The sequence below is a fragment of the Paraburkholderia sp. BL23I1N1 genome (assembly GCF_003610295.1).
Classification (GTDB): Bacteria; Pseudomonadota; Gammaproteobacteria; order Burkholderiales; family Burkholderiaceae; genus Paraburkholderia.
The window spans coordinates 876,321-896,816 of sequence record NZ_RAPV01000001.1; the positions used below are offsets into that span (position 1 = coordinate 876,321).

At 64.2% G+C, this 20,496-nt stretch carries 18 protein-coding genes and 1 tRNA gene; 7 read left to right on the forward strand and 12 right to left on the reverse strand.

What is annotated here, in order from left to right:
• The first annotated feature begins 415 nt into the window (after positions 1 to 415).
• Together B0G76_RS04215 and B0G76_RS04220 are read left to right on the forward strand one after the other, a co-directional pair.
• Positions 416 to 1,810, forward strand: a complete 1,395-nt coding sequence (locus B0G76_RS04215; protein WP_120290352.1) for a sigma-54 dependent transcriptional regulator — start codon at positions 416 to 418, stop codon at positions 1,808 to 1,810.
• A 182-nt stretch (positions 1,811 to 1,992) separates the two neighbouring features.
• The gene (locus B0G76_RS04220) at positions 1,993 to 2,964 is read left to right on the forward strand and encodes a thymidylate synthase (protein ID WP_120290354.1); all 972 of its coding nucleotides are present in this window, start codon (positions 1,993 to 1,995) and stop codon (positions 2,962 to 2,964) included.
• Between the two features lie 125 nt (positions 2,965 to 3,089).
• Here the strand turns inward: B0G76_RS04220 and B0G76_RS04225 are convergent, their stop codons facing one another.
• Positions 3,090 to 5,558 (reverse strand): DUF6600 domain-containing protein, encoded by a 2,469-nt coding sequence (locus tag B0G76_RS04225; protein ID WP_120290356.1) that lies wholly within the window; start codon positions 5,556 to 5,558, stop codon positions 3,090 to 3,092.
• Positions 5,559 to 5,741: 183 nt separating this feature from the next.
• Entirely contained in the window at positions 5,742 to 6,455 is a 714-nt protein-coding gene (locus tag B0G76_RS04230; protein ID WP_120296194.1) for a helix-turn-helix transcriptional regulator, read from the reverse strand.
• A 254-nt stretch (positions 6,456 to 6,709) separates the two neighbouring features.
• On the opposite strand from B0G76_RS04230, the gene B0G76_RS42730 reads away from it, so the two are divergent.
• The 4 genes from B0G76_RS42730 to B0G76_RS04245 all read left to right on the forward strand — a co-directional run bounded on the left by B0G76_RS42730 (position 6,710) and on the right by B0G76_RS04245 (position 10,013).
• The gene (locus tag B0G76_RS42730; protein ID WP_183081989.1) at positions 6,710 to 6,853 is read left to right on the forward strand and encodes a hypothetical protein; all 144 of its coding nucleotides are present in this window, start codon (positions 6,710 to 6,712) and stop codon (positions 6,851 to 6,853) included.
• A gap of 137 nt (positions 6,854 to 6,990) precedes the next feature.
• Positions 6,991 to 8,274 (forward strand): MFS transporter, encoded by a 1,284-nt coding sequence (locus tag B0G76_RS04235; RefSeq protein ID WP_259460500.1) that lies wholly within the window; start codon positions 6,991 to 6,993, stop codon positions 8,272 to 8,274.
• Entirely contained in the window at positions 8,274 to 9,383 is a 1,110-nt protein-coding gene (locus tag B0G76_RS04240; protein ID WP_120290357.1) for a GlxA family transcriptional regulator, read from the forward strand. The genes B0G76_RS04235 and B0G76_RS04240 overlap by 1 nt, the downstream gene beginning before the upstream one ends.
• Positions 9,384 to 9,506: 123 nt before the next feature.
• Positions 9,507 to 10,013, forward strand: a complete 507-nt coding sequence (locus tag B0G76_RS04245) for an acyl-CoA thioesterase (RefSeq protein WP_028199238.1) — start codon at positions 9,507 to 9,509, stop codon at positions 10,011 to 10,013.
• A 21-nt stretch (positions 10,014 to 10,034) separates the two neighbouring features.
• On the opposite strand, the gene fumC is transcribed toward B0G76_RS04245, so the two are convergent.
• From fumC to B0G76_RS04265, 4 genes are all read right to left on the reverse strand, one after another.
• On the reverse strand, positions 10,035 to 11,435 hold the full coding sequence (gene fumC, locus B0G76_RS04250; RefSeq protein WP_120290359.1) for a class II fumarate hydratase: 1,401 nt from the start codon (positions 11,433 to 11,435) through the stop codon (positions 10,035 to 10,037).
• 15 nt (positions 11,436 to 11,450) lie between these two features.
• Complete coding sequence (locus B0G76_RS04255; protein ID WP_259460501.1) at positions 11,451 to 13,262, reverse strand: phospholipase D family protein; 1,812 nt, start codon at positions 13,260 to 13,262, stop codon at positions 11,451 to 11,453.
• Positions 13,263 to 13,417: 155 nt separating this feature from the next.
• Entirely contained in the window at positions 13,418 to 14,830 is a 1,413-nt protein-coding gene (locus B0G76_RS04260; RefSeq protein WP_120290361.1) for an MATE family efflux transporter, read from the reverse strand.
• A gap of 353 nt (positions 14,831 to 15,183) precedes the next feature.
• Positions 15,184 to 15,402, reverse strand: coding sequence for an RNA-binding S4 domain-containing protein (locus B0G76_RS04265; RefSeq protein WP_011489423.1), 219 nt, complete (start codon positions 15,400 to 15,402; stop codon positions 15,184 to 15,186).
• 307 nt (positions 15,403 to 15,709) lie between these two features.
• On the opposite strand from B0G76_RS04265, the gene B0G76_RS04270 reads away from it, so the two are divergent.
• Entirely contained in the window at positions 15,710 to 16,153 is a 444-nt protein-coding gene (locus tag B0G76_RS04270) for a hypothetical protein (RefSeq protein ID WP_120290363.1), read from the forward strand.
• 126 nt (positions 16,154 to 16,279) lie between these two features.
• Here the strand turns inward: B0G76_RS04270 and B0G76_RS04275 are convergent, their stop codons facing one another.
• The 6 genes from B0G76_RS04275 to B0G76_RS04300 form a co-directional block, all read right to left on the reverse strand.
• Positions 16,280 to 17,050: a DUF4088 family protein gene (locus B0G76_RS04275; RefSeq protein WP_120290365.1), complete on the reverse strand. Its 771-nt coding sequence runs from the start codon at positions 17,048 to 17,050 to the stop codon at positions 16,280 to 16,282.
• A 330-nt stretch (positions 17,051 to 17,380) separates the two neighbouring features.
• On the reverse strand, positions 17,381 to 17,704 hold the full coding sequence (locus tag B0G76_RS04280) for an AzlD domain-containing protein (protein WP_120290367.1): 324 nt from the start codon (positions 17,702 to 17,704) through the stop codon (positions 17,381 to 17,383).
• Positions 17,701 to 18,504, reverse strand: coding sequence for an AzlC family ABC transporter permease (locus B0G76_RS04285; RefSeq protein WP_259460502.1), 804 nt, complete (start codon positions 18,502 to 18,504; stop codon positions 17,701 to 17,703). Before B0G76_RS04285 ends, B0G76_RS04280 begins: the two co-directional genes overlap by 4 nt.
• 236 nt (positions 18,505 to 18,740) lie before the next feature.
• Complete coding sequence (locus B0G76_RS04290; protein WP_120290369.1) at positions 18,741 to 19,568, reverse strand: AraC family transcriptional regulator; 828 nt, start codon at positions 19,566 to 19,568, stop codon at positions 18,741 to 18,743.
• Positions 19,569 to 19,685: 117 nt separating this feature from the next.
• Positions 19,686 to 20,162 (reverse strand): CreA family protein, encoded by a 477-nt coding sequence (locus B0G76_RS04295; protein ID WP_120290371.1) that lies wholly within the window; start codon positions 20,160 to 20,162, stop codon positions 19,686 to 19,688.
• A 257-nt stretch (positions 20,163 to 20,419) separates the two neighbouring features.
• Positions 20,420 to 20,495 (reverse strand) — tRNA-Asn (locus B0G76_RS04300).
• Between the last annotated feature and the right edge of the window lies 1 nt (position 20,496).

Below are 20,496 nucleotides of genomic sequence, written 5' to 3' on the forward strand. Positions count from 1 at the left end.
TCAGCGTTGAAACGGCAGGCAGAAAATACCTATAATTCGTTAAATCGGACGGTATGAACTACCTTGGGGTGAACGCCAGGAAAAGCGCTTCCACAATGGTTTTATTCATAAGCTGAATAAGTATTTATCGGTCTCCTGGCCTTGCTGGATAAGGGGTCCCCGATTAAATTCGCATAATTGTTTTCCAAGTGGCGCGTGTATAGTAAGCTCTCGAAAACAGCTTCAGATTTAAAAAAGCCCGCTAACGGGCCGTCTCAAACACACACGCCGCTTTCTTGGGGATCAGCTGTCCGCACGGAATGGAATGGCCGTTCGGGTTTTGCTATTTCGCGAATCCCGAACGAGTCAGCGTGTCTGAACTTCGGTTCAGGTGCGTGCGTCATCCTTAACGTTCGTTGACGAGAGGATCTGAATAATGGAACCCGCAACGCGGCAACTGATTTACGTTTCACGCGATCCGAGCGCGGAACTGAATACACGCTTCCTTCAACGCGGCTGGCATGTCGAAGTCGTGGGGTCGGCGCGCGACGTACGCCGTGCTGTTCGCGCCGGAATGGCAGCGGGTGGCTTGCTCGATCTGTCTAGCGAATTTCAGCCACACGAAATCGCCGCTTTTGAGTCCTGTCTGACCATTCCGAACGTTGGCTGGGTCGCAGCCACCACGTCTGGACAATTGCAGGACGCGGCCTTGCGCCGGCTCGTACGGGACTATTGCTTCGACTATGTAACCGTGCCCTATTCGGGCGATAGGATCGTCGATTCGGTTGGGCACGCCTACGGCATGATCTCGCTCGGCGAGCCGGCGTCGAACGACGGGTCGCAAGGCGCGGAAGGCGAAATGGTCGGTTCGTGCGACGCGATGCTCGCGCTGTTCCGTTCGATTCGCAAAGTGGCGATGACCGACGCGCCGGTGTTTATTTCGGGCGAATCGGGCACGGGCAAGGAGTTGACCGCGGTCGCGATCCACGAACGCTCGGCGCGCCGCAATGCGCCTTTTGTGCCGATCAACTGCGGCGCGATCCCGCCGCATCTATTGCAATCCGAATTATTCGGCTATGAGCGCGGTGCGTTCACGGGCGCCAATCAGCGCAAGATTGGCCGCGTGGAAGCGGCCAACGGCGGCACGCTGTTCCTCGACGAAATCGGCGATCTGCCGCTCGAAAGCCAGGCGAGCCTGCTGCGCTTCCTGCAGGAGCGCAAAGTAGAGCGGCTGGGCGGCCACGGTTCGATCGACGTCGACGTGCGCATCATTTCGGCCACTCACGTGGATATGACCGCGGCGATGATCGAGGGACGGTTCCGCTCCGACCTGTATCACCGCTTGTGCGTGCTGCAAATCGACGAACCGCCGCTGCGCGCACGTGGTAAGGATATCGAACTGCTTGCGCGGCACATGCTGGAACGTTTCAGGAAAGATGCAAGCCGCCGTTTGCGCGGCTTCGCACCCGACGCCATCGCGGCGCTGCATAACTACGGCTGGCCGGGCAACGTGCGCGAGTTGATCAATCGCGTGCGGCGCGCCATCGTGATGTCGGAAGGGCGCGCGATCACGGCGCGCGATCTCGAGTTAGCTGAATACGTGGAAATCGTGCCCGTGTCGCTCGCGCAGGCGCGCGAAGCGGCTGAACGTCAGGCGATCGAGCTCGCGCTTCTGCGTCATCGTGGCCGTCTCGGCGACGCCGCGCACGAACTCGGTATTTCGCGCGTGACGCTGTACCGGCTGCTGTGCTCACACGGCATGCGCCATATGGAAGGCGAACCGCTAGCCACGCCGCACGGCGAGCTGCCAGCCTCGGTGCCGCATCTTTGACGAGCTTGGTCGCCCACGTAGTTGCTCACTCAGTTGCCCACTTAGCCGCCGATATTTTCTCCGCCGCGCGCCCCGAGCGGGCGCCGTCCGGCCGCGCTTGTTAAAATCGGGTTTTCCGCTCAATCTCCGTGGCGCATGCTCCTGACCCAAGGGCCGGGGCGCGTTTCGTCGAAGGAACCCGCATGAAACAATATCTCGACCTCGTCCGCACGATTCTCGACACCGGCACGTGGCAGGAGAACCGCACCGGCATCCGCACCATCAGCATGCCGGGCGCCATGTTGCGCTTCGACCTCCAGCAGGGCTTTCCCGCGGTCACCACGAAAAAGCTGGCGTTCAAGTCGGCGGTGGGCGAACTGGTTGGGTTTCTGCGCGCGTCGCGCAGCGCCGCGGATTTTCGCGACCTGGGCTGCAAAGTGTGGGACGCGAACGCCAACCAGAATCCGCAGTGGCTGGCCAATCCGTACCGTCAGGGTCCGGACGACCTTGGCGACGTCTACGGCGTGCAGTGGCGCCAGTGGCCGGCCTACAAGGTGCTGGACGCAGACGCGAGCGCGCAATTGGCTGACGCTACCGCGCGTGGCTTCCAGGTCGTGACGGAATTCGAGGAAGACGGCAGCCGCAAAGTGCTGCTGTACAAAGCGATCGACCAGTTGCGGCAATGCCTCGACACGATCATGCAGAACCCTGCCGACCGGCGAATTTTGTTTCACGCCTGGAACCCCGCCGTGCTGGACCAGATCGCGTTGCCGGCTTGTCACCTGCTTTATCAGTTCCTGCCGAACGTCGCGCGCCGTGAAATTTCGCTGTGTTTGTACATCCGCAGCAACGATGTCGGCCTCGGCACACCGTTCAATCTGACCGAAGGTGCGGCTTTGCTGCATCTGGTCGGGCGCCTGACGGGTTATACGCCGCGCTGGTTCACCTATTTCATCGGCGACGCGCACATCTACGAGAACCAGCTCGAGATGCTGCAGCAACAGCTCACGCGCGAACCTTACGAAAGCCCGGCCTTCGCGATTTCGGACCGTGTGCCGGACTACGCGAAAACCGGCGTGTACGAGCCTGAATGGCTCGAGAAAATCGAACCGTCGGACTTCTCGCTGGTCGGCTACCGGCATCACGAGCCGCTCACGGCGCCGATGGCGGTCTGAACACGGTCTGAGCGTTTGCTCGCAGCTTGCTCAAAGAAAAACCCCCGCGATTCGCGTCGCGGGGGGTTTTTCTTGGCGCCTTGCAACTGTCACATTGTCAGCGCGCTTTGCTGAGCGCGTAACCGTCAGCCTTTGTGGTGCTCGTCGCGGTTGCCGCCGCCCGAATGCTGTTCGGCGTGCTGCGGTTGCGGTTGAGGACGCGGCTGTTGAGCTTGTTGCGGACGCGGTTCAGGGCGCGGCTGCTGCACCTGCTGCGGACGCGGTTCAGGGCGCGGCTGCTGCACCTGCTGTGGGCGCGGTTCAGGACGTGGCTGCGGTTGAGGGCGCGGCTGCTGTACCTGCTGCGGTTGCGGACGCGGCTGCTGTACCTGTTGCGGCTGCGGCTCAGGACGCGGCTGCGGCGCCTGTTGTGGCTGCGGATGAAATTCCTGACGCGGTTGCTGCTGCGCCTGTTGCATCGGTTGCGGCCGTGGCTCCTGCGGTTGGGCGCGTACTTCAGGCGTGCGCTGCGGCTGCGCTTCCGGCTGACGCTGAACCTGTTGCTGCGGCTCAGGACGGGCCTGACCCTGCGGCTGGCGTGCCTGTTCCTGCGCCTGTTGGGCCATCGGCGAGTGCGGCTGTGTCCATGCAGGCTCGTGCCGACCTTCCGCGCCCGGCTGTTGTCCCGCTGCTTGCCCTGACATGCCGTGCTGCTGCGCATAAGCGTTCGGGTTGCCGCCGTTCGCTTGCGGTGGACGCGGCACGCCATTGGACGGACGAACCGCCTCGCCGGGTTGCTGGTGGAGGTTGGCCACTGGCGGCGGCATGCCCGGCCGGGCTTGCGGTTCGCCGCCACGCTGCGGCTGACCGTTGACCGGCGCTTCGCCGGGCCGCTGACCAGCCTGTTGCATGCCGTTTGGAATACCCGGCGCACCCGGTGCTGCCCCCGGCGTCCGGCCTGCCATATGCGACTGCACGACCCGCACGTTCTGCGCGGGCATGGCTCCCGGAGCGCCGGCCATGCGAGCCGGCACCGAGGTCCGCACGATCGGCTCGCCCGCGCCCGGCACCCGTCCGCCGCTCTGCGCAAAGCGCTGCGCGAGACTGTCGTGATACGCGGCCGGCACGGCCGGACTACGCGTGGCGACGACCGGACGCGCCATCACGCCGGCCGGCGGCCGGTAATTCGCGTTCCGCAGGCCCGGCCCGAAGCTTTCCTTCACCGGCGCGATGCCCGGGCCACCCGGATTGATCTGTGCGTTGCGCCATTGCTGCGGATCGACCTTCTGCGCGAAGCGGCCGACCGATTGACCGTGCACGAAGGCCGTCGCCGGCACCGCGGTCACGCCACCCGGGTGATAGTTGATGTACGTGTTGTGAATGTTGGTCACATTCACATTCGTCACGTTGCGGTTGTAGTTGTTGACGACGGTCGTGTTGTTGACGCGATTGTAGTAACCCGGGCTCCAGTGATCGTGATCGCCCCAGTGCGGGTGCCACTGTTCGCCTGGGCCCAGCGGGAACCACGCGACGCCGGCTGCGACGGCTCCGCCAATCGCCAGACTGACACCCCAGTTGACCCCGCCGCCGCCGACGAAGGCAACCAGTGCCGGCGAGTAGCAGGGCGGTTCGCTGACCACGACCGGTCCGGGTACCCACGCCCACGAGTCGTCGACCTGAGCCCAGCGGCCATAGTGATAGGGCGCGAAGCCCCACGGCGCATCGTCGACCCAGGTCCAGCCCCACGGCGCTTGCCACACCCAATGACCGTCGTGATAAGGCGCCCAGCCGGCGGGCGTCGCGCGCGGCACCCACACTTCACCGTACTGCGGGCTGCTACGCCACGTGCCGTTGGCGTCGAGATCCTGATAGCCGGGGATGTCACGCGACACGTAGCGCGCCGACACCGAGCGGTCTTCCGCGGCGTCGCGGCTCGCCGCCCATTGATCGAAACCGTCGAGGCCAGGTGCGCCGTCGTCCGCGACCTGTTGCAGGTTGGTGCCGGCAAAGCGGACCTGCTGGCCGGCCGCGACCGGTACCTGGCCGCTGTCGCCGTAGACGGTCGCGCTGCCGCTGCGCACGGTGACGGTGGTGTTGCTGCCGTCCGGCGCGACGTCGACGCGGTAGTCGCCGGGGCCGTTCAGGCCGAGCGCCAGATTGGGCGTGTCGATTTCATAGGAGGAGCCGGGCGCCAGATCGCGTACCCGCGCCGACAACGTGCCCTGCGCGACCTTCAGCTGCGCGCTGTTGTCGTCAAGATTGAGGATGTCGAGGCTGGTGGACTGGCCGAGGCGCACCGCGGTCGAGCCGATATGCAGCTCGGAGCGCGCGCTCTGATCGTTCCACAACTGGTCGCCCGTGGTGAGCGGGCGATTGATTTGCGCGTACGACCAGTCGGTTGCGCCGGCCGGCTCGGTGGTCACGGCGCCGGCCGTGTAATTGAGGCGCGCCACACGTCCCGGCGGGTCGGTATTCTGCGTGGCAGCACCCGGCGGCGCCTGTTCAGCTTCCTGCGCGAAGGTGGCTTGCGCCGCGAACAGGAATGCCGCGGCGGCGATCAGCGTGTAGCCGGTCATCCGGCGTTTCAAGTGTTGGGGTGTGGTCACTGTTCTCATGATTTATCTCCGACGGGCGCGGCATTTTGCAGCATCCGTGAGAATCACTCTACCCGTACGGTTTGTTTCAAGACCCCCGACTTTGTAAGGCCCCCTCGCGAGCGTGTAACAAAAGGTCTCGATAAGGCGATTCGTAAGCTGATTGCGAAAATTCCGTAATCGTCTCAAGCGGTTAAGCATGACTTACGCGGCCAGGAACGCGCCGAAATGCCGGTGGCCCGCTGGCGTGATGCGCAAGATCCGCGGGCGGTCGGTGCGCTCGACCCAGCCATGAGCCGACCATGAATCGAGTAGCGCCGCGCCGAGCGCGCCGCCCAGGTGCGGACGCCGTTCGCTCCAGTCGGGGCAGGTGCAGGCAAAGCGGCGCCGGCGGCTTTTCTGGGCGGACATGTCGATGCCCCATTCGGCGAATCGGGCGGCGCCGTCGGCGGTGGCATCGAGCGACGAACCGTGCAGTGTCAGCAGGCCGCGCTCGACCAGCCGTTCGAACACCCGCACCGACAATTCGCCCGCCATATGGTCGTAGCACGTGCGGGCGTAGCGCATGTCGACCGGCACGGTGCGCGCCGGTCGCGGTACGGCGCGTTGCGGCGCGCTGACCTGCGCGACGTTGGCGAGCGCTTCGATGGAGGCGGCGATATCCGGCGAGGCGATCCGGAAATAGCGATGCCGGCCACGCACTTCGAGCGCGAGTAAGCCGCCGTCGGTCAGACGCGCCAGATGCGCGCTGGCCGCCGACGGCGAAAGCCCGGCGATCATCGTCAATTCGCCGGCCGGGCGCGCGCTGCCGTCCATCAGCGCCCAGAGCATCGCGGCGCGGCCGGGATCGGCGAGCAGCGCACCGATGCGGCTCAAGCCTGGAAAGTGATTTTGCTCGTCGGTGAAATTCGCGGGCATCATGCGTCTCCGGTTTGGGGCGCGGATAGCGCGCCATGCAGTGCACTGTATCTGGCTGCTGTATTCGATGTTTCAGCTTAGCGTGAATTGTCGAATGTAGTGGTTACGAAAACCTGGCGGGCGGGCAGGTTAGTGCTTACTTCGGTGCTTCGAGCCCGACTCGAACCTGCCTCGAACCGGCTTCGAACCCGCTTCGGTGCCGCGCTGGGTCGCCAGGCTAGAATCGAAGCCTGTCTTTGCGGGAACACGCTGTCATGAAAATTCTTCTTGCCGCCGCTGCCGCGGTTCTGTTGTTCAGCGCGTGTGCGCAGGGCGGTTCCGGCCCGAGCTCAGGTGCCGGCACGGGCAGCATCACGATGTACGGCACGATCGACGAGGGCGTTACGGTCCGCAAGTAAGCCCGAGCCGGCCTCGGCCGCTTTTTCAGGTGGGTGAGCGTGGCGACTGGCTGAAATTGATGCATCATTGGCATTTCTGCCAATTCCGGCCATGTGACGATCTGGGCATCGTCACTTTCGTCGCCCGAGGCCTACTCATGCCGCCGTCCGCTGCTCCCGCTCCCACTGCTTCCGCCGCATCTCCTTTCGCCATCAATCAAACCGGCTCCGGCCATTCCGATCCTGGCGGCCGGCGCGCCGCGCGCGTTCTGGCGGTTTGCCAGGCGCTCTACACGTCATCTGTTTCGATCGATCTGACCTTGACCGGTCTCGTCGGCTACACGCTTGCCGACGACAAGGCGCTCGCGACGCTGCCGTTCTCGCTGATAACCGTCGCCGCCGCGCTGACCACGATCTTTGCGTCGTTCCTGATGGCGCGCATCGGCCGGCGCGCGGGTTTCGTGCTCGGCGCGGGCGTCGGCGCGCTGGGCGGGGCCATTTCCGTCTGGGCGATCTTTCATCACAGCTTCTGGGCGTTCTGCAGCGGCACGGCGACGGTCGGCGTGTTTCAGGCGTTCGCCCAGTACTACCGGCTGGCGGCCGCGGACGCCGTCGACATCGAAGGCAAAAGCCGCGCGATTTCGACGGTGCTCACCGGCGGCGTCGTGGCAGCCGTGTGCGGGCCGCTGCTCGCCGCATGGAGCAAGGACTGGCTTGCGCCGGTCGCGTTCGCGGGCTCCTATGCGCTTGTCACGGGCTTAGGGCTCGTATCGATCGCCATGCTGGCGCTGCTGTATCGCGACGCCGCACCGCATGCAAGCGTGGCCGTGACGCGCGAACCGGCCCGGCCGCTCGGCGAAATCGTCCGGCAGCCGATCTTTGCCGCCGCGCTCGCCAACAATGCGCTCGGCTACGCCGTGATGATGTTCGTGATGACCGCGACGCCGATTGCGGCGGTCGCATGCGGCCACACGATCGGCGACGGCGCGGCGATCATTCAATGGCATCTGGTCGGCATGTTCGCGCCGTCGCTGTTTTCCGCACGGCTGATCGGGCGCTTCGGCGTGCTGCGGGTGATCGGCACGGGGATCGTGCTGTCGGCGCTGTGCGGTGTGCTGGCGCTGCGCTCGACCGATCTGCCGCACTTCTACGCGGCGCTTGCGTGCCTGGGCGTGGGGTGGAATTTCATGTTCGTCGGCGGATCGACGCTGCTGGCGCAATCGTACAGGCCGTCCGAGCGGGCCAAGACGCAGGCAACCAGCGAATTCACGACCTTCGCGTTTTCCGCGCTGGGTTCGCTGTTCGCGGGGCAATTGCTGGCGCGCTTCGGCTGGGCGACGATCAATGCCGCGATTCTTCCGCTGCTCGGGATGGCGGCATTGGTCACGCTGGCGTATGCGTGGTCGAGTAAGCGGCAACCTGCCGCCCAGGGGGTGTCTTGATGGCTGCACGTCATATCGTTTTTGCGGTGGCGCCTGAGCTCGTGTTGCTCGATGCGTGCGGGCCGCTCGAAGCATTCTGGCGCGCTGAATTGACGATGGCGGCTGCGGCTGGCGTTGCCGGTGGAGCGGTCAGGGCAAGCGGAGCAACCGGCCCGAACAGCCCGACCAACCAACCCGCCGGGCCGATCGCCTATCGCACGACCGTCGCGTCGATCGACGGCGGCGTATTGCAAACCTTCCCGGGTCTGCCGGTCGTCACCGAACGGCTCGATTCGATCGACGATCAGCCGATCGATACGCTGATCGTCCCCGGCGTCCCGATCGACGAACACTGCACGTTGCAGCCGGAACTCGTCGCGTGGATCAGACGCCGTGCGCCGCAGGCACGGCGTGTGTGTTCGGTCTGCACGGGCGCCTTTTATCTGGCGGCGGCGGGCCTGCTCGACGGTCGCCGTGCGACCACTCATTGGCGCGACGCGCCACATCTCGCACGCCGCTTTCCCAATGTGCAAGTCGACGCCGATCCGATCTTCATTCGCGACGTGCGCGATGGGGGCGGCGAGCGCGCAGTCTGGACATCGGCGGGCGTGACGGCGGGCATCGATCTGGCGCTCGCGCTGATCGAAGAAGACGTCGGCCACGCAGTCGCGATGCAGGCGGCACGACGGCTGGTGGTGTTCATGAAGCGGCCCGGCGGCCAGTCGCAATTCAGCGCGGCGCTCGCGGCCCAAGCTTCGGCAGGCGGGCCGTTCGAGGCGCTGCATAGCTGGATGACGGCCCATTTGCGCGACGACCTGTCGGTCGAGCGGCTGGCTGAGCGCGTGCAGATGAGTCCCCGGACTTTCGCGCGGCGCTATGTCGACGAGGTCGGCCGCACGCCGGCTAAGACCGTGTCGGCACTGCGTCTGGAGGCGGCCGCGCGGGTGCTGGCGGAGTCGCGCCGGCCGCTCAAGCAGATTGCGCTCGATTGCGGTTTCGGCAGCGAGCAGAACTTGCGACGCGCGTTTGTACGGCGCTTTGGCGTTTTACCGCTTGAGTATCGGGAGCGTTTCGAGTCCGCCGTCGTGCCGCGTCGTGAGTCGGCTAGCGCGGCCGCCGAGGCGAGTTGAAGAGGGTGCCCAAGGCGCACCCCGGGCGCGCAAAGCAAGATAAGCCCGCTCAACCCACGACGCAGTCAATATTGCGCTCGTATAATCGCCTCCTTTACACGCATTCGATTGACCGGAGTCAACATGAGCACCCCTGCCCTAGCGCCGCTGGACCGTTCCGAAACCACTTTCCGCTTCCTCGCCGAGCCCAGTTCAGTCAACTTTGGCGGCAAGGTGCATGGCGGCGCGTTGATGAAGTGGATCGACGAGACCGCCTATGCGTGCTCGGCAGTGTGGTCGGGGCGTTACTGCGTGACGGTCAGCGTCGGCAATATCCGTTTTCGCCGGCCGATTCTGGTCGGCAACCTGGTCGAACTGCGCGCGCGGGTCGTGGCGACGGGCCGCACCAGCATGCACATCCACGTGTCGGTGCAGGCAGGCGACCCGAAGGGCGGCGAGTTGCTGCAAACCACGGACTGCCTGGTGGTGATGGTGGCCGTCAACGAGAACGGCCACCCGGTGCCGGTGCCGGCTTTCGTGCCGGAAACCGACGAACAGAAGCGCCTCGCCAAGTACGCAATGGACGTGAAAGAAGCGCTCGACGCGATCGTCGAATTGAAGCCGGAAGAAGTGGCGCAGGGGAAGGTTTAAACTGCGCCGATCATGCGATGATCACCCGGCCGAATGTCCGACCATATCCTTCGGCCGCACCCATTCGTCGAACTGCTGCTCGGTGACATAGCCGAGTGCGAGCGCCGCCGCCTTCAACGTCGTGCCTTCCTTGTGCGCTTTCTTCGCAATCTTCGCGGCCTTGTCGTAGCCGATGTGCGGATTAAGCGCCGTCACCAGCATCAGCGATTCGTTGAGCAGCGTATCGATGCGCTCGCGATTCGGCTCGATGCCCACTGCACAGTTGTCGTTGAAACTGTGCGTGCCGTCGGCGAGCAAACGGATCGATTGCAGCACGTTGTGCGCGATCATCGGCCGGAACACATTTAACTCGAAGTTGCCGCTCGCGCCGCCGATATTCACCGCGACGTCGTTGCCGAACACTTGCGCGCACAGCATCGTCAAGGCTTCGGATTGGGTTGGATTGACCTTGCCCGGCATGATCGAGCTACCCGGTTCGTTCTCCGGAATCGCCAGTTCGCCGAGTCCGCAACGCGGGCCGCTTGCGAGCCAGCGGATGTCGTTGGCGATCTTGTTCAGGCTCGCCGCCACCGTCTTCAACGCGCCGTGCGCGAACACGAGCGCGTCGGCGCCAGCCATGACTTCGAATTTGTTCGGCGCGGAGACGAACGGCAAACCGGTCAGCTTGCCGATCGCGGCCGCCACCTTGTCCGCGAATTGCGGATGCGCATTCAATCCGGTGCCGACCGCCGTGCCGCCCTGCGCGAGTTCGTACAAATGCGGCAGTGCGGATTCCACGTGACGGATGCCGTGATCGAGTTGCGCAACGTATCCTGAGAACTCCTGGCCGAGCGTAAGCGGCGTGGCATCCTGCAGGTGCGTGCGGCCGATCTTGACGATGTCGACGAAGGCCTTCGCCTTGCCATCGAGCGTATCGCGCAGCGTCTTCAGCGCGGGCAGCAGGTGTTTGACGATCCCGTAGGCGGCGGCCACGTGCATCGCCGTCGGAAACACGTCGTTCGACGACTGGCCGCGATTCACGTCGTCGTTCGGATGCACTTTGCGCGCTTCGCCGCGCTCGCCGCCGAGCAACTCGCTCGCACGATTCGCGATCACCTCGTTGAGGTTCATGTTGGTCTGCGTGCCGGAGCCGGTTTGCCAGACCGCAAGCGGAAATTCGCCCGGGTGTTGGCCGTCGATGATCTCGTCGGCCGCTTGCATGATCGCCTTCGCCTTGTTCTCGTCGAGCACGCCCAGACCGAGGTTGACCTCGGCGGCCGCGCGCTTGATGACGGCTAGCGCGGTGATCAGTTCAGGCGATTGTTTCTCGGACGAAATACGGAAATTTTGCAGCGAGCGCTGAGTCTGCGCGCCCCATAGACGCGCGTTCGGTACGGCGATTTCACCGAACGTGTCGCGCTCCATTCGTACGTCATCAGTCATGGTTCAACTCCGCTTTCAAAGTTCTGCGTTGACAGGCAATAGGGAGAATAGACCCGTTAGCGCATTCCGGTAGAAACCCGCCTGCGGATCGAAGATATAGGTGCGGCGCGTGCCGTCCTCGACGTCGGTCCAGACGAGCGGCGAAAGGGGCGCGCCGATCGAGCGCAGATAGGCGAGTTGCGCCGGATCCGCGAGCGTGACGCGATAGCTTGTTTCGGGCGCGGCGGCACGCTCGAACATCTGCGCGACCTGTTCGGCGAGCGGTGGGCTATGGATCACCAGCGTTTGCTCGGTGTTCAGATTGGCCGAGCGCGGATCGAGATTCATCGAGCCGACCACCAGGATCTTCCGGTCGATGACATAGGTTTTTGCGTGCAGGCTGGTTCGCGAGTTAGATCCGATGAAACTGGTGCGCGACGGTTTTTGCTGCGGTTTGAATTCATACAACTCCACGCCCTGTTGCAGCAGCGGCACGCGAAAGGGGCTATAGCCGGCGTGCACGGCCACCGCGTCGGTTGCGGCGAGCGAATTGGTCAGCACGGCGATGCGGATGCCACGATGCGTCAGTTCGCCAGCCGCTTTGACGCCGGCCTCGTGCGGGACGAAGTAGGGCGAAATGATCAGAAATTCCTTCTGCGCGTCGCGCATCAACTCGGCCAATCGCTGCATCGGCTGGCTGACGTAGTCCGGCGATGGATGTTCGATTTTCTCCGGCCGGTCCGCCTTGAATTCGGCCGACGCCCAGGTCAAGCCGAGTTGGTCCTGGGCAATCTGCGAGGCGAGCGGCGTCGCGTTCAGCGGTTTCGCGTTGTACGGATCGGCGTTGGTGCGCCAGTGCTGACGTAAATCGTCGCGCGTCTGATCGAGCTCCTTCGCGTCGAACTTCTGTTTGTTCAGCACCCGCAGCGGATAGGCGATGCTGCTGTTCCAGTAGTCGTCGAAACTCGCGGAGACGTCGGCGGTAATCGGGCCGGCGGCGAGTACGTCGAGGTCGCGGAACTGCAGCGTTTCGCTGGCGCTGAAATATTCGTCGCCGAGGTTGCGGCCGCCGACGATGGCCAACTGGTTGTCGGCGATCATCGACTTGTTGTGCATGCGGCGCGTGAAATGGCCGATCTGCGTGAAGACGTTGGCCGTGCGTTCGAACATGCCTTCATGCGCGCTGCCGAACGGGTTGAAGACGCGGATATCGATGTTGTCGTGCGAGTTCAGGCCCGCCATCGTGCGGTCGATGTCATTGAAGTTCAGATCGTCGACCAGCATGCGCACTTTCACACCGTGGTCGGCCGCGTAGAGGGCGGCGCCGAGCAGAAGCTTGCCCGTGGTGTCCTCATTGGCGATGTAGTACTGCATGTCGAGCGTTTTCGTCGCCGCGCGCGCGAGCGCAATGCGCATCTGCAGGGCGTCGGTGCCGCTCGACAGGACCCGGAAACCGGATTCGTTCGGGTGCGCGGCTTCGAGCGGCGCGAGGGCCGTGTGAAGCGGCGTTGTTTCAGTGGCGGGCAGTGCGTGGGTGACCGGACGGTCGAACGCGGAGGCGGGAGGCTTGGTGGCGCACGCAGTCAAGCATGCCGTTGCGCAGCACAGCAGGAAGAAATGTCTTGTCGACCGCCAATCCGGCAATCCCTCGATCTTCCAATCTCCCAATCCCCAAAGGGGACCTCTTTCGGAGCGAGCGGCTTTCTTCGGTGTGGAGGACGTCCCTTTGAGCAGCGAATTTCCTTCCGGGCTCAGGACTTCCGACAGGGTGGAGGACTTCTCCCTGGGCATGCCGAACGCGCCCTCGCGATGCAGCGCGGTCTGATTGTGATTGTGACGCCACCACACGCTGTTTCTCCCTTTTGCAGGCTTCTCATGGCGGCAGCGCGTACGGCTCGATCACGCTGTCGGGAAATCCATTCTAAGGGGAATCGGGCGCGCGAGCCTTCAAGATCGGTGGCACGATCGGTTCGACCGTGCGCGCCGCCTTGGCATTGCCTTGGTCACTCCGCCGCGGTAGGCGGTGCGCCTGGTGTGACCGGCACGCGCCGCAAGCTCAGTTTGTGAAAGCGCAGCGTCATCAGCAGCGCAACGCTCGCGAGGCCGGCCGCGAGTCCCCACCACAAACCGCGCGCGCCCAGCCCGAAGTGAAAAGCCAGCACGTAACCGGTCGGAAAGCCGATGACCCAGTAGCCGAACGTCGCGGCGATCATCGGCACGCGCGTGTCCTTCAGGCCGCGCAGGCAGCCCGAGCCAACCGTCTGCATACCGTCGACGATCTGGAAGATCGCGGCCACGCCGAGCAGCGAACTCGCCAGTGTGACCGTGGCTTTGTTGGCGGGGTCGTCGAGATGCAGATACAGGCCGACGATCCAGTGGGGCGCCGCGATCAGCACGATACCCGACAGCGTCATGAAGCCGACGCCGAGCGCAAGCGCGACGAAACCGGCGTGGCGCGCGGCGAGCGGCTGGCCGGCGCCGGACCAGTAGCCGACCCGCACATTGGCTGCCTGGCCGATCGCGAGCGGGACCATGAAGGCCACCGAGGCAACGTTCAACGCGATCTGATGCGCGGCCAGTTGCGACTCGCCGAGCAGGCCGACCATCAGGCCGGTGGCGAGGAACAGGGTCGACTCGACGCCGTAGGTGATCGCGACCGGCCAGCCGATGCCGAATAGCTCGCCCATCAACGGCACGTTCGGCCGCGTCGCAATGACGAAATGCTTATAGCGTGGCCGTAGATGCAACAACGCCATCAGCACGAGCGCGCTCAGCCATACGGTGATCGAGGTGGCCGCCGCCGAGCCGAGAAAGCCTAAGCGAGGCAGTCCGTAGACGCCGTGAATCAGCCCGTAGTTGAGAAACCCGTTGACGAACACGCTGACGAGCGACACCCACAGCAGCCGCTTGGCTGCGCCGATGGCCGGCAGGAACGAGCGCATCAGACCGACGCCGATCAGGCTGCCAAGCGAGCCCCAGCGCAACACCGCCGCGTATTCGCCGACGTTGTGTGCCAGGAGCGCCGGTTCACCGAACGCCAGCAGGATCGGCGTGGCGAACGACAGCAGAAAAAACGCGGGCACCGACAGCAGCACCGACAACACGAAGCCGGTCCAGTAGATATGCGGCACACGGCCCTCGTCCTGCGCGCCGCGCGCATGCGACACGCTCACGCTGACGGAGGTGAGCACCCCTTGCAGCAGCGTGACGACGACGAAGAACAGGTTGGCGCCGAGGCCGCCGGCGGCGAGCGCGTCGGGGCCGAGCGAGCCGAGCAGGATCGTGTCGGTGACGCCCATCGCCATTTGTGAAAGTTGCGCGATGGCGAGCGGAGCCGCGAGCCGGGCGGTATCGGCGGCATGGCGGGTCAGGGTCGGCGGCCGGGCGGCCACCCGGGTGAAGCCGGATTGAGTCATGGAGCGCTTGGAAGCGGATGGGGCGACAGCGTGGCGGCGGGCGCGAGCCGGACGACTCGCGAGGCATGCGCGCTGCCGGTGGGTGGCGGAATGCGGAGGCTCACCGAAAGCGTAGGGCGGCTGTCAGCCGATTGTTTGTCTGTCGAAACTGACAGCTTATTGCTTAGGCGCGGGGATGTCGATGGAAGAGGCACGATTTTGGTGCGTGCCGTCTTCCGAGTTTCCGGACTCGACGTTTTGGACGACGGGCCGTTGGCTGGGCGTCAGTCTTCGATTTCGAGTTCATCGCGACGGGTCGCCGGGTTAGCGCCCTTGGGCCTGTAAGCGCACGTCAGGACCGTCGAGCCAGCCCATCAAGCTTCATGCACCGCGATTCGCGTATCACCAAGCAGCACCACCTGACCCGCGCGGATTTTGCAGGTCTTACGTGTTTCGACCCGGCCGTCGACGGTCACCGCGCCATCCGCGACCATCATCTTGGCCGACCCGCCGCTGTCCGCGAGCCCCGTTATCTTCAGCAGATTGTGCAGTTCGACGTAGTCGCCGGTCAGTGTGAAATCGAGGTTGGGCATGGCGCTTGCACCTTGAAGCAAAGGGTTCGCATCATAAGCCAGAAACTTGCTCTGAATGAAAATCGCCGTGGTGCCGGACTTCGCTCAGGCAATTGCAAGCAGATGTTATGCAGTTGTCAGAAAACGAAACGTTCCGTAACACCGGTCGTCAGTTACGAACTTCACTCGTAAAGTGCGGGTCTGTAGGAAAGCCTGCTGGATTTTTTCCGGCAACGACCAGACCGGGCGAGGCGCGCTTGAAGCACGGATCAACGTGCTGCGCCGGATATGGCGCCCGCGTCACAACAACTTTAGAGAGGATTTAGCCATGACTCAGATTCGTACGCTCCTGATCGGTACTGCCCTGACTGCTTTTGCCGCAACGGCTGCTTTCGCGCAGACGGCGCAACCGGCCGCCGGGTTGAACGGCCAGGTGCAGGTCCAGACCCAAGGCGCCGATGTGGCGCCCGCAGTACCGGCCGCGCAGGGGGTGCAGCCGGTAACGCCGGCGCCGACGCGTCTGACGGCATCGGGCTCGACCGATCCCCTGGTGCAGAAGCGCGACGCCGACGCGCAGGCCAATGCCGAATACAAGGCGTCCAAGGCGGAGTTGAAGCAGCAGCAAAAGGCTGCCAAGTCGCAGTACAACAAGCAGGTGCATGACGCCAAGATCAACCAGAAGGCTGACAAGCAGACTGCCAACAATGAAATGAAGATGAACATGCAAGGCCAGGCAGCCGATCAGGACGCCGGCGCTGACGTCAAGCACTAACCCGCGTCTTAACGCAACGGGCGTGGCGGCGAGCTAAGCTGCCGCGCCGAACAAAAATGGCCCGGAGCGCAACTGCGCCCCGGGCCATTTCTTTGTGCAGTTCAGAAAGATGGGGGATTGACGCGGTTACCGCGACTGCCGTTGTTGCTGTTGCTGCGGCACCGGGCGCGGCGGCACGAAGAAATTGCGCAGCCATGCGGCGAGACGCGAGAACACGTCATACGGTTCTTCGACGAAAATCTCCGGCTTCAGCAAGCGCAGGTACTCCATGATCTGTTGTGCTTCCTGCTTCTGGAACGAGCCGTGCGAAATGCCCAGGCGCAACAGGCCGCGCAGTTCGCCGAGCTTTTCGCGTGCGGTGCTGCCCACGCCTGTTTCGCACGCCACTTTGGCCTCGTAGACACGTTGGCGCAGCGATTCCACCAGACGCCAGGCCGGCGTCTGCATGATTTCCTCGAGCGCCTGGATGTCCTGCGCCGCGCTCTTGATCTGCGCCGCGAGCGGATCGATCAGCACGGCGTCCCCTTCCGCTTCCTTGACGATGGCGGCTGCCCAGTCGCGGCACTGCTTGGCAAGCTCTTCCGGCGTCCATTCCGAGCGGGCCGCAAAGCCGAAGCCGAATTCTCCCGCCTGGCGCATCAGAATCGCCACGACGTCCGGGAATTCCTTGTCCAGCGTGCGTTTCGCCCACGCGTACTGGCCGCCTTGCAACATCCGCTGCACCGCGTGTTCGGTCAGCGGCACCATGTTGTCGAGCAGCTTGGCGCGCAAAAAGTCCTCAAACGACGGCGTCGCGAACTGCGGATCGAGCTTCAGTGAAACCCGCAAAAAAGCGTCGAAGTCCTTGCGCAGCGTCGCAATGGTCTCGTCTTTGAGCGTGAGGGTGATTTGACCCATGTGTTATCCCGTTTGGTCCTGCCGCGCGGCCTCGTCACGTCGCCCGATTGCATCCGGACCCAGTAAGACGCGACGCCAAATGCCGGCGCGGTTGATTCCTGCCTGTTGCCGCGTAACCAGCGGGATGCATCCCGACGAGCGGACCTCGACTGCATATCGGCGGAATTAAGGGAAACTTAAGGGTGCGCGAGGTTTTGGCCGTGGCTTTAGAGGGATGCGCCGCGTGTGAAGGCGGTGCGCGGGCCCCGTCGCCCCGTGCCGAGCCAGTTGCGCTCGGTGCCTATGGCGACGTGGGCGCCCGTTTTGCGCTCGACTTCATGCGATGCGTGCTTATTTAAGCACGACGCCTTGCCAGACAAAAAAAACCGTCAGGCCGACCGCAATGGTCAGGAGCGGCCGCCGCGTCAGCGCGCTGACGACGATGGCGGCCAGCGCCCCGACCAGTTGCGGATTGCGCCAGGTCAGTTCGGCGCTGGTGCCGTGCGGCGAGACCGCCATCGGGACGATGATTGCCGTCAGCACGGTAACGGGGACGAAGCCGAGCGCGGTGCGCACGAGCGGCGGAAACACCAGCCGGTCGCCGAGCACGAAGACGGCGGCGCGGATCACCCACGTAATGGCGGCCATGCCGAGGATCATAACGACGTAGTTCATTGCGACGCTCCCGCCGTTTCCTGCGAGGTTTCGCGCGAAGAATTTTGCGAAGATTCGCGATTTCCCCGTGTGCCTCGCCCAAATCGCGACGACGACAGCAGGACACCGATTGCCACGCCCGCGAACACGGCGCCGAGCAGGCCGAGCTTGTACGGCCATGCCTGCCAGAAGAAGGCCAATGTGCCCGCGGTGACGGCCGCCACGATATAGCGCAGCGCGACGAGTTGCGGCACGACGATCGCAATGAAGGTGGCGACCATCGCGAAATCGAGTCCGAGCGACTGCAAACCCGGAAAGGCCGCGCCGAACAGCAGGCCGGCGACGGTCCAGAGCTGCCAGTTCAGGTACATCGCCAGACCTGCGCCAAAGAAGTAGTGCGGGCCAACCGTGCCGGGCTCGCGATGCCGGTAGTGTTCCCACGCGACCGCGAAGACTTCGTCGGTGAGCAGTGCGCCGAGTGCCCAGCGCCAGCGCGGGGACAGATGCGCGACATACGGCGCGAGCGTCGCGCTGTACAGCACGTGACGCAGGTTGACGACGAGCGTGGTTGCCCAGATCACCGCAAAACTTGCGTGGCCGGCGATCAGGCCCAGCGCGATGAATTGCGCGGAGCCGGCGAACACGACAAGCGACATCAACTGCCCGTGCCATAGATGCAGCGGGCCGGACGCGACCAGGGTGCCGAAGATCACGCCGAAGGGCGCCGCGCCGACCATCATGGGGATGATGTCGCGCGCGCCGGCGGTGAATTCTTTTAAATGGCCTGTGCCTGAGGGCTGGCCGGGATTGGAATGGGTCAATCTTGCCTCCTTGATGCGGGAAGCATAGCGAGTGGAGGTGGGCGGGGCTTGTACGTTCTTGCGGTGGGTGCGCAGATGTCGTGGCCGATGGTTGTGGACGGCCGAGACGGTGCAATTTGCGAGGCGGCTGGCGGTGGGGCGAATCGGAGGCGCCTCAAAAGAGGTGGGTCCGGAGATTGCATTGCCGAACTGCCAGCACGGGGTGCTGGCGTCCTATCTTCCCGCGAATCCTGCCCTTAACCGTCTTGCCAACGTCCCGGCGGCACGCCGAACATGCGCCGGAAATGCCGCGTGAAATGGCTCTGGTCCGTGAAGCCGCTGGCCGCGGCGACATCCGTCACGGAAACACCCGCTCGTAAAGGTGCGAGTGCGCGTTGCAAGCGCACCTGGTTGCGCCACGCATGCGGCGGCAAGCCGGTTGTTTGTGTGAATAGGCGTGCGGCGTGAAATGGCGACAGTCCCGCCGCCTGTGCTACTTCAGCCAGCGTGACGGGCTCCGCGAGGTCACCCGTCAAGCGCTCCTGCATGGTTGCGATGCGGGCGTCGTCGGCGGCGAGGCGCGTCGGTTCCGGTTGCGTTTGCGAGTAGCGAACCAGCAAGGTGGACAACGCGTCGAGCATCGCGGCCTCGGCGGCGAGCGGATCGTCGCCGGCTTCCAGCAGACGGTGCGCACGCGCCAGCCGCTGCGCCAGATCGGGATCGCGGATCACGCCCGGCGCAAACCACGGCAAGGCTTGTGACTGGCCGGCGACCTCGTTGGCAAGCTCGTGGAGGAATGCCACCGGCGCATACATCACGCGATACCGCCAGCCTGCCTCGACAGCCTTCGACCCCGTGTGCAACTCGCCGGGATTGATGATCGGCACGCTGCCCGCTTCGGCGACATAGTCCGAGCCGCGATAACGATAGCCCTCGGCACCCGCGACAATCACCGGAATCGTGTACGCATCGTGCCAATGCGGCGCGAACTCGTGATCGTGATATTCGGCCGTGAGCAGATCCGCGCCGGGCAGAAGCGGCGTACGCCAGTAGCGGGCGGAATCCTGGAAGCGATGGGCTGTCATGGTGAACGTCGGGCGATCTGGCGGTCCGGCAGGGTTCTTCAGTGTAGCGCGCAGTGGCTGCAGCCGGTGCGACTGCGTGGCCGCCTTTGCGCAGTGAGTTTTGCCGTAGGACGGCGATTATTTGACGGGGATCGTCGTGCCGGCCGGTATCGGCACGGCGCTCACACCGTTTTTCGCGCTGCCGCTGACGATGCGGTCGCTGTAGGTCATGTACACCAGCGTGTTGCGCTTCGCGTCGACAATCCGTACCACATGCAGCGATTTGAAAATTAGCGACATGCTCACGGAGAACACGTCGGCCTGCTTTTTCACCGGTCCTGTGAAGCGAATTTCGCCGACCTGACGGCAGGCAATCGACGCTTCGGTCGGATCTTCGGCGATGCCGAGCGTGCCCTTGACGCCGCCGGTGCGCGCCCGCGACACGTAACAGGTCACGCCCTGGACGAGCGGATCGTCATAGGCCTCGACGACTACGCGGTCGGAACCTGTCACGCGGAAGTTGGTGTTGACGCTGCCGACTTCTTCGCTGTGTGCCGGAGACAGCAGCAGGGCGGTAGTGACGGCAAGCGCGATGCGCAGCAAGGTCGATTTCATGAGATGGCCGGGAATGAGCGTTTGGGTTGGGCGCGAGAGGGTGTTGCGCCGGTAAAACACCATCGTATATCGGTGTGCTCGTTAGAGGGTCAGTGCAGTTGTCCCGGGGTCATGGGTGATCTCCTGGCCGGAACGAATGGTCGTTCCCCGACACCGCTATTCGATCCGGCGTTGAAGCACATCAGACCAGAACGCTAAGGGTAAAACGCCAAGCCAAAACAAAAAGGCCCGCACGAATGCGGGCCTTCCAAATTTTTTGGCTCCTCGACCTGGGCTCGAACCAGGGACCTACGGATTAACAGTCCGGCGCTCTACCGACTGAGCTATCGAGGAA